This window comes from Streptomyces sp. NPDC048353 (assembly GCF_055587165.1).
The window spans coordinates 106,621-118,912 of sequence record NZ_JBVJGU010000007.1; the positions used below are offsets into that span (position 1 = coordinate 106,621).

Sequence of the window (12,292 nt, forward strand, 5' to 3'; positions counted from 1 at the left end):
GTGTCCCCCTTGTGGGCTGCTAGTCGCGGGCCGCGGTCAGATGCGCCGCGTGTTCCTGGAGCGAGCGGACGCCCACGTCGCCGTGGCCGAGCGCCTCGATGCCCTGCACGGCCGCGGCGAGCGCCTGGACCGTGGTGAGGCACGGGACGCCGCGCGCGACCGCCGCCGTACGGATCTCGTAGCCGTCGAGGCGGCCGCCGGTGCCGTAGGGGGTGTTGACGATGAGGTCGACCTGGCCGTCGTGGATCAGCTGGACGATCGTCTTCTCGCCGGCGGGGCCCTCGCCCTCGCTGAGCTTGCGCACGACGGTGGCGTTGATGCCGTTGCGCTTGAGGACCTCGGCGGTGCCGGAGGTGGCGAGCAGTTCGAAGCCGTGGGCGACGAGCTCGCGCGCCGGGAAGATCATCGAGCGCTTGTCGCGGTTGGCGACCGAGATGAACGCGCGGCCCTTGGTGGGCAGCGGGCCGTAGGCGCCGGCCTGCGACTTGGCGTAGGCCGTACCGAAGACGGAGTCGATGCCCATGACCTCGCCGGTGGAGCGCATCTCCGGGCCGAGGATGGTGTCCACGCCCCGGCCCTGGATGTCGCGGAAGCGCGACCACGGCATCACGGCCTCCTTGACGGAGATCGGCGCGTCGAGCGGCAGGGTGCCGCCGTCGCCGCTCTTCGGCAGCAGGCCCTCCGCGCGCAGCTCGGCGATGGTGGCGCCGAGCGAGATGCGGGCGGCGGCCTTCGCCAGCGGCACGGCGGTCGCCTTGGAGGTGAAGGGCACGGTCCGCGAGGCGCGCGGGTTGGCCTCCAGGACGTAGAGGATGTCGCCGGCCATGGCGAACTGGATGTTGATCAGTCCGCGGACGCCGACGCCCTTGGCGATCGCCTCGGTGGAGGCGCGCAGGCGCTTGACGTCGAAGCCGCCGAGCGTGATGGGCGGCAGGGCGCAGGCCGAGTCGCCGGAGTGGATGCCGGCCTCCTCGATGTGCTCCATGACGCCGCCGAGGTAGAGCTCGTGACCGTCGTAGAGGGCGTCGACGTCGATCTCGATGGCGTCGTCGAGGAAGCGGTCGACCAGGACCGGCCGGGTGGGGCTGATCTCGGTGGACTCGGCGATGTACGACTCCAGGCGGGCCTCGTCGTAGACGATCTCCATGCCGCGGCCGCCGAGGACGTACGACGGGCGTACCAGGACGGGGTAGCCGATCTCGTCGGCGATGGCCTTGGCGCCGGCGAAGGTGGTCGCGGTGCCGTGCTTGGGGGCGGGGAGGCCCGCCTCGGCGAGGACCCGGCCGAAGGCGCCGCGGTCCTCGGCGGCGTGGATGGCCTCCGGGGAGGTGCCGACGACCGGCACGCCGTTGTCCTTGAGCGCCTGGGAGAGGCCGAGCGGGGTCTGGCCGCCGAGCTGGACGACGACGCCGGCGACGGGGCCGGCGAGCGTCTCGGCGTGGACGATCTCCAGGACGTCCTCCAGGGTGAGCGGCTCGAAGTAGAGCCGGTCGGAGGTGTCGTAGTCGGTGGAGACGGTCTCGGGGTTGCAGTTGACCATCACGGTCTCGTAGCCGGCGTCGCTGAGGGCGAAGGAGGCGTGGACGCAGGAGTAGTCGAACTCGATGCCCTGGCCGATGCGGTTCGGGCCGGAGCCCAGGATGATCACGGCGGGCTTGGTGCGCGGGGCGACCTCGCTCTCCTCGTCGTACGAGGAGTAGAAGTACGGGGTCTTGGCGGCGAACTCGGCGGCGCAGGTGTCGACCGTCTTGTAGACCGGGCGGACGCCGAGGGCGTGGCGGACCTCGCGGACGACGTCCTCGCGCAGGCCGCGGATCTCGGCGATCTGGGCGTCGGAGAAGCCGTGGCGCTTGGCCTCGGCGAGCAGCTCGGGGTGGAGCTTCTCGGCGGCGGTCAGCTCGTCCGCGATCTCCTTGATCAGGAAGAGCTGGTCGACGAACCAGGGGTCGATCCTGGTGGCGTCGAAGACCTCCTCGGGGGTGGCCCCCGCGCGGATGGCCTGCATGACGGTGTTGATCCGGCCGTCGGTGGGGCGGACCGCGTCGCGCAGCAGCTCGGCCTTGTCGCCGGGCTCGCCGACGAAGGTGAACTGCGAGCCCTTCTTCTCCAGGGAGCGCAGGGCCTTCTGGAGCGCCTCGGTGAAGTTGCGGCCGATGGCCATGGCCTCGCCGACGGACTTCATGGTCGTGGTGAGGGTGGAGTCGGCCTGCGGGAACTTCTCGAAGGCGAAGCGCGGGGCCTTGACGACGACGTAGTCGAGCGAGGGCTCGAAGGAAGCCGGGGTCTTCTCCGTGATGTCGTTGGGGATCTCGTCCAGCGTGTAGCCGACGGCGAGACGGGCCGCGATCTTCGCGATCGGGAATCCGGTGGCCTTGGAGGCGAGCGCGGACGAGCGCGAGACGCGGGGGTTCATCTCGATGACGATGATCCGGCCGTCGTCCGGGTCGACCGCGAACTGGATGTTGCAGCCGCCGGTGTCGACGCCGACCTCGCGGATGATCGCGATGCCGATGTCCCGCAGCCGCTGGTACTCGCGGTCGGTGAGGGTCATCGCCGGGGCGACGGTGATCGAGTCGCCGGTGTGGACGCCCATCGGGTCGAAGTTCTCGATGGAGCAGACGACCACGACGTTGTCGTTCTTGTCGCGCATCAGCTCCAGCTCGTACTCCTTCCAGCCGAGGATGGACTCCTCGAGGAGCACCTCGGTGGTCGGGGAGAGCGTGAGGCCCTGGCCGGCGATGCGGCGCAGCTCGTCCTCGTCGTGGGCGAAGCCGGAGCCGGCGCCGCCCATGGTGAAGGAGGGGCGGACGACGACGGGGTAGCCGCCGAGCGTCTCGACGCCCTGGAGGACGTCGTCCATGGAGTGGCAGATGACCGAGCGGGCGGACTCGCCGTAGCCGATCTTGGCCTTGACGGCCTCGACGACGCCCTTGAAGAGGTCGCGGTCCTCGCCCTTGTGGATGGCCTCGACGTTGGCGCCGATGAGCTCGACGCCGTACTTCTCCAGGACGCCCTGCTCGTGCATGGAGATCGCGGTGTTGAGCGCGGTCTGGCCGCCGAGGGTGGGCAGGAGGGCGTCGGGGCGCTCCTTGGCGATGATCTTCTCGACGAACTCGGGGGTGATCGGCTCGACGTAGGTGGCGTCGGCGATCTCCGGGTCGGTCATGATCGTGGCCGGGTTGGAGTTGACCAGGATGACCCGCAGGCCCTCGGCCTTGAGGATGCGGCAGGCCTGGGTGCCGGAGTAGTCGAACTCGGCGGCCTGGCCGATGACGATCGGGCCGGAGCCGATGACCAGGACGGACTGGATATCGGTGCGCTTAGGCACGCTCGGCCTCCATTAGGGATACGAAACGGTCGAAGAGGTACGCGGCGTCGTGCGGACCCGCGGCCGCTTCGGGGTGGTACTGGACGCTGAAGGCCGGCTGGTCGAGCAGCTGGAGGCCCTCGACGACCTGGTCGTTCAGGCAGACGTGGGAGACCTCGGCGCGCCCGTAGGGGGTGTCCGAGACCTTGTCGAGGGGCGCGTCGACGGCGAAGCCGTGGTTGTGCGCGGTGACCTCGACCTTGCCGGTGGTGCGGTCCTGGACCGGCTGGTTGATGCCGCGGTGGCCGTACTTCAGCTTGTAGGTGCCGAAGCCGAGCGCGCGGCCCAGGATCTGGTTGCCGAAGCAGATGCCGAAGAGCGGGGTCCTGCGCTCCAGGACGCCCTGCATGACGGCGACGGGGCCGTCGGCGGTGGCCGGGTCGCCGGGGCCGTTGGAGAAGAACACGCCGTCCGGGCGGACCGCGAAGACGTCCTCGACGGTGGCGGTGGCGGGCAGCACGTGGACCTCGATGCCGCGCTCGGCCATCCGGTGCGGGGTCATGCCCTTGATGCCCAGGTCGACGGCGGCGACGGTGAACTTCTTCTCACCGAGGGCGGGGACGACGTACGTCTCCTTGGTGGCGACCTCGGCGGAGAGGTTCGCGCCCTTCATCTGCGGGGCTTCCTTCACGCGGGCCAGCAGGGCCTCGTCGCGGACGCCCACCCAGGCGTCGCCGGAGAAGATGCCGACGCGCATGGCGCCGCGCTCGCGCAGGTGGCGGGTGAGGGCGCGGGTGTCGATACCGGAGATGCCGACGACGCCCTGGGCGGCCAGCTCCTCGTCGAGGGAGCGCCGGGAGCGCCAGTTGGAGGAGACGCGGGCGGGGTCACGGACGACGTAACCGGCGACCCAGATCTTCCCGGACTCGGGGTCCTCGTCGTTGACGCCGGTGTTGCCGACGTGCGGCGCGGTCATCACGACGACCTGACGGTGGTACGACGGGTCGGTGAGCGTCTCCTGGTAGCCGGTCATACCGGTGGAGAACACGGCCTCGCCGAAGGTCTCCCCCACGGCCCCGTAGGCGCGGCCGCGGAAGATGCGGCCGTCCTCCAGGACGAGTACGGCGGGAAGCGCCCCCTTCCTCTGCGAGGCCGTCCCCGGATTGGAGGTTGTCATCGTGCGGTGCCTTCCGTCGGAGTGGTGCTGTTCAGCGCGATCATGGAGTTGACGGCCTCGACCCAGGCGGTGTGCTCCACCGCGCGGTCGGACCGGAAGCCGGAGTCGAGGAGCTGGTCACCGTGCTCCCAGGTGACGATCAGCAGGCCTCCCTCGGCGAGGACCTTGCCGGCGATGCCCTTGTCGAGCCGGGCCTCGCGCAGCCGGTCGGCGGGGACGAAGAAGTCGTTCGCCCCGGGGCGTACGACCTCCAGGCCCGCGTCCGTCAGGGTGAGCTCGACCCGGCTGCGGGCGCCCAGGCCGTGGGCGACGATCCGGTCGAGCCACTGCCCGGCGGTGGTGGAGCCGTGGTAGCGGCCGGTCATGCTCAGTCTCGCCTCGCCCGGCGTCTCCGGCATTCCCGGCAGCTCGGGCAGGTCCGACTGGAGGCTGCCGCGCCACTTCCATCCCTGGCGCATCAGCCAGTAGACGAACGCGACGAACAGCGCCAGGCCGACCAGCCAGCCGATGCGTCCGGCCCAGTTGGTGACCTCCGCCGATTTCTCCCCGGCGGCCAGGATGATCAGAGATGTCACGCCAGCTTCCCGTCCACGAGCGTCGCCCGGCCCCGCAGGAAGGTGTGGGTGACGCGTCCCGGCAGCTCGCGGCCCTCGTAGGGGGTGTTGCGGCTGCGGGAGGCGAAGCCCGCGGGGTCCACGGCTCCACGGTATGCCGGATCGACCAGGGTCAGGTTGGCGGGCTCACCTGCCGAGACAGGGCGTCCGTGGCCGGCGGCCCGTCCGATCCGGGCGGGGGCGAGGGACATGCGGTCGGCGACGCCGGCCCAGTCGAGCAGTCCGGTCTCGACCATCGTCTGCTGGACGACGGAGAGCGCGGTCTCCAGGCCGACCATGCCCATGGCGGCCGCGGCCCACTCGCAGTCCTTGTCCTCGTGCGGGTGCGGAGCGTGGTCGGTGGCGACGATGTCGATCGTGCCGTCGGCGAGGGCCTCGCGCAGCGCCATCACGTCACGCTCGGTGCGCAGCGGCGGGTTGACCTTGTAGACGGGGTTGTAGGTGCGGACCAGCTCGTCGGTCAGCAGCAGGTGGTGCGGGGTGACCTCGGCGGTGACGTCGATGCCGCGGGACTTGGCCCAGCGGACGATCTCGACGGAGCCGGCGGTGGAGAGGTGGCAGATGTGGACGCGGGAGCCGACGTGCTCGGCGAGGAGGACGTCGCGGGCGATGATCGACTCCTCGGCGACGGCCGGCCAGCCGCCGAGGCCCAGCTCGGCGGAGACGACGCCCTCGTTCATCTGGGCGCCCTCGGTGAGGCGGGGCTCCTGGGCGTGCTGGGCGACGACGCCGCCGAAGGCCTTCACGTACTCCAGGGCGCGGCGCATGATCACGGCGTCGTCGACGCACTTGCCGTCGTCGGAGAAGACGGTGACGCCGGCGGCGGAGTCGTGCATGGCGCCCAGCTCGGCGAGCTTCTTGCCTTCGAGGCCGACGGTGACGGCGCCGATCGGCTGCACGTCGCAGTAGCCGGACTCCTTGCCCAGGCGGTAGACCTGCTCGACGACGCCGGCGGTGTCGGCGACGGGGAAGGTGTTGGCCATGGCGAAGACGGCGGTGAAGCCGCCGGTGGCGGCGGCGCGGGTGCCGGTGAGGACGGTCTCGGAGTCCTCGCGGCCGGGCTCGCGCAGATGGGTGTGCAGGTCGACCAGGCCGGGCAGCAGGACGCGGCCCTCGGCCTCGATGACGGTGGCGCCCTCGGCGGAGAGGCCGGGGCCGACCTCGGCGATGGTCTCCCCGTTGACGAGGACGTCCTGCGCCTCGCCGCCCAGCACCTGCGCACCGCGGATAAGGATCTTGCTCATGGTTACTTGCTCTCCTCGGTACGGTGGTGGGTCACGGCGGGCTCGTTGCCGCCCAGCAGCAGGTAGAGGACGGCCATCCGGATGGAGACGCCGTTGGCGACCTGCTCGATGACCGTGCAGCGGTCGGAGTCGGCGACCTCCGCGGTGATCTCCATGCCCCGGACCATGGGGCCGGGGTGCATGACGACGGCGTGCTCGGGCATCCGCGCCATCCGGTCGCCGTCGAGTCCGTAGCGGCGCGAGTACTCCCGCTCGGTCGGGAAGAAGGCGGCGTTCATCCGCTCGCGCTGCACCCGCAGCATCATCACGGCGTCGGACTTCGGCAGCACGCTGTCGAGGTCGTAGCTGATCTCGCAGGGCCAGGCCTCGACGCCGACGGGCACGAGGGTGGGCGGAGCGACCAGGGTGACCTCCGCGCCGAGGGTGTGCAGCAGGTCGACGTTGGAGCGGGCGACCCGGCTGTGCAGGATGTCGCCGACGAGGGTGACCCGCTTGCCCGCGAGGTCCCGGCCGAGGCCGGCGTCGTGGCCGACGAGCCGGCGGCGGAGGGTGAAGGCGTCCAGCAGGGCCTGGGTGGGGTGCTGGTGGGTGCCGTCCCCGGCGTTGATGACGGGGGCATCGATCCAGCCGGAGGTGGCGAGGCGGTAGGGGGCGCCGGAGGCGCTGTGCCGGATGACGACCGCGTCGACGCCCATGGCCTCCAGGGTCTGCGCGGTGTCCTTGAGGGACTCCCCCTTGGAGACGCTGGAGCCCTTGGCGGCGAAGTTGATGACGTCGGCGGAGAGGCGCTTCTCGGCCGCCTCGAAGGAGATCCGGGTGCGGGTGGAGTCCTCGAAGAAGAGGTTGCAGATCGTGCGGCCGCGCAGCGCGGGCAGCTTCTTGATCGGCCGGTCGGCCACCCGGGCCATCTCCTCGGCGGTGTCGAGGATGAGGACGGCGTCGTCGCGGGTGAGGTCGGCGGCCGAGATGAGGTGACGCATCATCGGGGTTTCGCTCCGTGTGGTGGCGAGTATGAGGGCGTGCGGGCGCGCAGGGGCGCGCCCTGGACCCGTCGGGATGCCGGTACGGCTAGGAGGCGGGCTTGCCGCCGAGCAGCACGGTGTCGCGACCGTCCTCCTCGGCGAGCTGCACCTTGACCGTCTCCCGCAGCGACGTGGGGAGGTTCTTGCCGACGTAGTCGGCGCGGATCGGGAGTTCGCGGTGGCCTCGGTCGACGAGGACCGCGAGCTGGACGGCGCGGGGGCGGCCGAGGTCGCCGAGCGCGTCGAGGGCGGCGCGGATGGTGCGGCCGGAGAAGAGCACGTCGTCGACGAGGACGACCAGCCGGTCGTCGATGCCGTCGGCGGGGATCTCGGTGCGCCCGATGGCCCGGGCGGGCTTCATCCGCAGGTCGTCGCGGTACATGGTGATGTCGAGGGAGCCGACCGGGATCTTCCGTCCGGTGATCTCCGCGAGCTTGTCGGCCAGCCGGCGGGCGAGGAAGACGCCACGCGTGGGGATGCCGAGGAGCACCACGTCGTCGGCGCCCTTGGCGCGCTCGACGATCTCGTGGGCGATGCGGGTCAGGACCCGCGCGATGTCGGGGCCCTCGAGAACAGGGCGTGCCGCATCGGTGTGCTGCTGTGCGTCCATATGAAACGGACCTCCTTCTCCGCCTCACGGGACGGCTCTTAAAGGACGTCGAAATTGCGCCTTCGACTGTAGCAGGGGCGGGCGGCCGTCCTGCTCACACCCCCGCCGACGTCCCGGGCGCCGTCCCTCGGGAGGGGTCGGTATGGACCATTCGGCTTGACGGAGACAAGTAACGCTGCGTAACCTCACAGTGAGTTACCAGCCACGCGGCGGAGCCGCACGTTGTCACAGCGTCCGGGGAGCTATATGTCCAGCGAATACGCAAAGCAGCTCGGGGCCAAGCTCCGTGCCATCCGCACCCAGCAGGGCCTTTCCCTCCACGGTGTGGAAGAGAAGTCCCAGGGCCGCTGGAAGGCCGTCGTGGTCGGCTCGTACGAGCGCGGCGACCGCGCGGTGACCGTTCAGCGTCTCGCCGAGCTGGCGGACTTCTACGGCGTCCCGGTGCAGGAGCTCCTGCCCGGCACGACCCCCGGCGGGGCCGCCGAGCCGCCGCCGAAGCTGGTCCTTGACCTGGAGCGCCTGGCCCACGTCCCGCAGGAGAAGGCCGGCCCGCTGCAGCGCTATGCGGCCACGATCCAGTCCCAGCGCGGGGACTACAACGGCAAGGTGCTGTCGATCCGCCAGGACGACCTGCGCACCCTCGCGGTGATCTACGACCAATCCCCCTCGGTGCTCACCGAGCAGCTGATCAGCTGGGGCGTCCTGGACGCGGACGCGCGCCGCGCGGTCGCCCACGAGGACAGCTGATCCTCACCCGCTGACCGACCCAGCAGAAACGTTGCCGCCGGGGTGGCGGAAGGCTTCCAGACCTTCCGTCACCCCGGCGGTTCTTTTGTGCCCCCGGCCTGACCGTACGCACCCGCGCGCGCCGGCCCCGGGCCGCGTACGGGCCTGAGAACGGCCCTCAGGGGCCCCACAAGCCTCACGGGCCCCACGCGGCTCAGAAGGACCTGGGGCGCGGGCCCGCGGACGGTGGAGGGGCCGGTGGGCGCCCGTGGGGCGCGGGTACGCCGAAGGGGCCCGCGGCAGCGCGTGCCACGGACCCCTTCGACTGCCGGGAGGCGCCTGAGTCAGGCGTCCCGACGCAGGCGCGGCTTCAGGTCCTTGAAGCGGCCCAGCAGGCCGTTCACGAACGACGGCGACTCGTCGGTGGAGAACTCCTTGGCGAGCTGCACCGCCTCGTCGATCGCCACCGCGTCGGGCGTCTCGTCCAGCCAGATCAGCTCGTACGCGCCGAGGCGCACGATGTTCCGGTCGGCGACCGGCATCCGGTCCAGATCCCAGTCCACCGCGTAGGTGGCGATCAGCTCGTCGATCCGGTTCGCGTGGTCCGCGTACCCCTCGACCAGCTGCATCGTGAACTCGCTGACCGCCGGCTGGCGGTCGTCGGACCGGGCGTGCCGGACCCAGTCCGCGAGGACCTGCTGCACGGACGCACCGCGCTGGTCGGACTCGAAGAGGATCTGGAAGGCGCGCTTACGGGCGTTGCTGCGGGCAGCCACGGTTAGCTGTTCACCCGGCCGAGGTAGTCGCTCGAGCGGGTGTCGACCTTGATCTTCTCACCGGTGGTGATGAAGAGCGGGACCTGGATCTCGTGGCCGGTCTCCAGCGTCGCCGGCTTGGTGCCGCCGGTGGAGCGGTCGCCCTGGACGCCCGGGTCGGTGTGCTGGATGGTCAGCTCGACGGCGGCGGGCAGCTCGACGTAGAGCACCGAGCCCTCGTGCTGCGCGACCGAGGCGGTGAAGCCCTCGATCAGGAAGTTGGCGGCGTCGCCGACGGCCTTGCGCTCGACCATCAGCTGGTCGTACGTCTGCATGTCCATGAAGACGAAGTAGTCGCCGTCCATGTACGAGAACTGCATGTCACGGCGGTCGATGGTGGCCGTCTCGACCTTCACACCGGCGTTGAAGGTCTTGTCGACGACCTTGCCGGAGAGCACGTTCTTGAGCTTGGTGCGCACGAAGGCCGGGCCCTTGCCGGGCTTGACGTGCTGGAACTCGACGACGGACCAGAGCTGGTCTCCGTCGAGCTTGAGCACCATGCCGTTCTTGAGGTCGTTCGTGGAAGCCACGGTTGCGGAATCTCCTGGACTGACGTGGACCACGGAGGCGTACGCGCCCTACAGCGCGAGCAGCTCCTTGGTCGTGATGGTGAGTAGCTCGGGTCCGCCGTCCGCCTCCTGGCGCACGACGAGCGTGTCATCGATCCGGACCCCGCCCCGGCCCGGGAGGTGGACCCCCGGTTCGACGGTGACCGGCACACAAGCGTCCAGTTTACCCATGGCCGAGGGTGCGAGCTGCGGGTCCTCGTCGATTTCCAGGCCGACCCCATGCCCGGTGAGCGCGGGAACGGCTTCCGCGAGGCCCGCTCCCTCCAGGATCTGGCGGGCCGCGCGATCCACGTCGCGGTACTCGGCGCCGGGGGCGAGCGACTCCCGCCCGGCCCGCTGAGCGGCGAAGACGAGGTCGTAGAGCTCGATCTGCCAGTCCGCGGGCGTCGTCCCGATGACGAAGGTGCGGCCGATCTCGCAGCGGTAGCCGCGGTAGTTGGCGCCGAGGCAGACCGAAAGGAAATCGCCTTCCTCGACCCGGCGGTCGGTGGGCCGGTGGCCGCTGCGTCCGGAGTGCGGGCCGGTCGCCACGGACGTGGGGAAGGCCGCGCCGTCCGCGCCGTGGTCGACCAGGCGCCGCTCCAGCTCCAGGGCGAGATGACGCTCGGTCCGGCCGACCAGGATGGACTCCAGGAGCTCCCCGAGGGCCTGGTCGGCGATCTCCGCGGCGATCCGCAGGCAGGTGATCTCGTCCTCGTCCTTGACGATCCGCAGCTGCTCCACGGCCCCGCGGAGGTCCGCGAGCCGGAGCCGGGGTGCGACCGAGCCCATGGCGCGGTGCCGGGCCACGGTCAGATGATGCTCCTCGACGGCGAGGGCGTCCGCGCCCGCCCTGTCGGCGAGGCCGACGGCCTTGACGGCCGGATCGCCGCCACCGATGGGCAGTACGGTCTGGCGGAGCGACTCGTCCAGCCGCCCGTCGGCCGGATCGCCGCCGGGCTGGAGCGGGCAGAGCAGCACGTCCTCGTCCGGGCCGACCAGCAGGACAGCTCCGGGAGGCGAACCACCCGCGAGATAGCGGACGTTCGCGGGGCGGGAGACCAGGGCCGCCGGGCTGCCCGCTGCCGCGCACCGGTCGCGCAGCCGCACACGGCGGTCCGCATACACCTCTGACATGTTCCGAGCCTACGAGGGCCGGGCCGCCCCGGCCTGCTCAGCGCCGCCGACCGGGCCATCGCCGGACGCTTCGGGCCACCGCCGCCCGCCGGCTACCAGGCGGGCGGGCTGGCTATGGAGCGGGCGAGCACCTCGTCGAGCACCCGGGCGGTGGTCTCGACGTCGTACTTGGAGTTGTCGATGATCGGCAGGCCGGAGCCGTACCACCCCGCCATCCGGCCGTGGATGGAGGCGACCTCCTCGTCCGAGAGGCGCCGGTTGCCGCTGCGCTCGGCGTTGCGCTCCAGGACGATCTCCAGGCCGGGCAGGAGCACGACGGGGAGCAGCCCGGGGCCGACGTGGCGCTTCCAGCCGCCGAGGCCGACGACGGGACGGTCGGGGAAGACGGCGTCGTCGAGGATGCAGGAGATGCCGTTGGCGAGGAAGTTGCGGGCGGCGAAGCCGCAGGTGCGGCGGGCGAGGCGGTACTGCGCCTCGGAGTGTTCGTTCCAGCCCGACTGGGGGTCGGCGAAGCCGGAGCAGACCCATTCGCGGACGTCGTCGAGGCTGATGTGCGCGGTGGGCACGCGCCGGCGCTGGGCCCAGTGGCGCGCCACGGTCGTCTTGCCGGCGCCGGCCGGGCCGATCAGCAGGACGGCGAGGGTGGCGGAGCCGGTGCCGGGCTCGGCGGGCACCCCGGAGGGCAGGGCGACCGGGGGCAGCTGGACGTGCGCGAAGGTGTCCCGGGGCGGGCCGGCGGGGGCGGAGGCCGGGTGGGGCGCGCCGGAGCGCGGCGAGCCGGCCTGCGGCGGGGCGGGGTGCTGGGGCGCGGAGCGGGCGGGGCCGGGAGGCTGGACGCCGGGGTGCGGCGGCATCCCGCCGCCCCATCCTTGCGCGGGCGGTCCCGGAGGTGGTCCTTGCGGCGCGGGGTGCGGGGGCGCCTGGCGCCCGCCCTGAAGCGCTCCCTGGTGTCCGCCCTGGGCCCCCGCCCACCCCGACTGCTCGTGCGGTGGCAACGGAGCCCCCACTGCGTGCTGCATCCGGTGCCACTCCGTCTCGTACGGCCGATACTTCCGGGAACGTTACCGCCCCCGGCCCCCGCAGGGGGAACGG

The 12,292-nt window shown here is 71.5% G+C and carries 11 protein-coding genes; 1 reads left to right on the forward strand and 10 read right to left on the reverse strand.

Translation table 11 applies throughout. The features are described from left to right. Positions 1–19: 19 nt before the first annotated feature. The 6 genes from carB to pyrR all read right to left on the reverse strand — a co-directional run bounded on the left by carB (position 20) and on the right by pyrR (position 7,974). Positions 20–3,328 carry a carbamoyl-phosphate synthase large subunit gene (gene carB, locus ACZ6RC_RS24595; RefSeq protein ID WP_469586962.1) on the reverse strand — a complete coding sequence of 1,103 codons (3,309 nt, stop codon included), beginning with the start codon at positions 3,326–3,328 and terminating at the stop codon, positions 20–22. Beyond that, positions 3,321–4,484, reverse strand: a complete 1,164-nt coding sequence (carA, locus tag ACZ6RC_RS24600) for a glutamine-hydrolyzing carbamoyl-phosphate synthase small subunit (RefSeq protein WP_469586964.1) — start codon at positions 4,482–4,484, stop codon at positions 3,321–3,323. The genes carB and carA overlap by 8 nt, the downstream gene beginning before the upstream one ends. Then, on the reverse strand, positions 4,481–5,059 hold the full coding sequence (locus ACZ6RC_RS24605) for a PH-like domain-containing protein (protein WP_469586968.1): 579 nt from the start codon (positions 5,057–5,059) through the stop codon (positions 4,481–4,483). The genes carA and ACZ6RC_RS24605 overlap by 4 nt, the downstream gene beginning before the upstream one ends. Then, positions 5,056–6,342, reverse strand: a complete 1,287-nt coding sequence (locus ACZ6RC_RS24610; RefSeq protein ID WP_469586971.1) for a dihydroorotase — start codon at positions 6,340–6,342, stop codon at positions 5,056–5,058. The genes ACZ6RC_RS24605 and ACZ6RC_RS24610 overlap by 4 nt, the downstream gene beginning before the upstream one ends. 2 nt (positions 6,343–6,344) lie before the next feature. Next, positions 6,345–7,325, reverse strand: coding sequence for an aspartate carbamoyltransferase catalytic subunit (locus ACZ6RC_RS24615; RefSeq protein ID WP_391145102.1), 981 nt, complete (start codon positions 7,323–7,325; stop codon positions 6,345–6,347). A gap of 85 nt (positions 7,326–7,410) precedes the next feature. Next, positions 7,411–7,974 carry a bifunctional pyr operon transcriptional regulator/uracil phosphoribosyltransferase PyrR gene (gene pyrR, locus ACZ6RC_RS24620; protein WP_391145099.1) on the reverse strand — a complete coding sequence of 188 codons (564 nt, stop codon included), beginning with the start codon at positions 7,972–7,974 and terminating at the stop codon, positions 7,411–7,413. Positions 7,975–8,220: 246 nt separating this feature from the next. Between pyrR and bldD the strand changes: the two genes are divergently transcribed. Then, on the forward strand, positions 8,221–8,721 hold the full coding sequence (gene bldD / locus ACZ6RC_RS24625) for a transcriptional regulator BldD (RefSeq protein ID WP_030214967.1): 501 nt from the start codon (positions 8,221–8,223) through the stop codon (positions 8,719–8,721). Positions 8,722–9,044: 323 nt separating this feature from the next. On the opposite strand, the gene nusB is transcribed toward bldD, so the two are convergent. The 4 genes from nusB to ACZ6RC_RS24645 all read right to left on the reverse strand — a co-directional run bounded on the left by nusB (position 9,045) and on the right by ACZ6RC_RS24645 (position 12,219). Continuing rightward, complete coding sequence (nusB, locus tag ACZ6RC_RS24630; protein ID WP_391145096.1) at positions 9,045–9,476, reverse strand: transcription antitermination factor NusB; 432 nt, start codon at positions 9,474–9,476, stop codon at positions 9,045–9,047. Positions 9,477–9,478: 2 nt separating this feature from the next. Further along, entirely contained in the window at positions 9,479–10,045 is a 567-nt protein-coding gene (gene efp / locus ACZ6RC_RS24635) for an elongation factor P (RefSeq protein WP_391145095.1), read from the reverse strand. 48 nt (positions 10,046–10,093) lie between these two features. Beyond that, a complete protein-coding gene (locus ACZ6RC_RS24640) occupies positions 10,094–11,200 on the reverse strand; it encodes an aminopeptidase P family protein (RefSeq protein WP_469586978.1) in 1,107 nt (368 codons plus the stop codon). Between the two features lie 92 nt (positions 11,201–11,292). Further along, the gene (locus tag ACZ6RC_RS24645; protein ID WP_469586981.1) at positions 11,293–12,219 is read right to left on the reverse strand and encodes an AAA family ATPase; all 927 of its coding nucleotides are present in this window, start codon (positions 12,217–12,219) and stop codon (positions 11,293–11,295) included. Positions 12,220–12,292 lie beyond the last annotated feature (73 nt).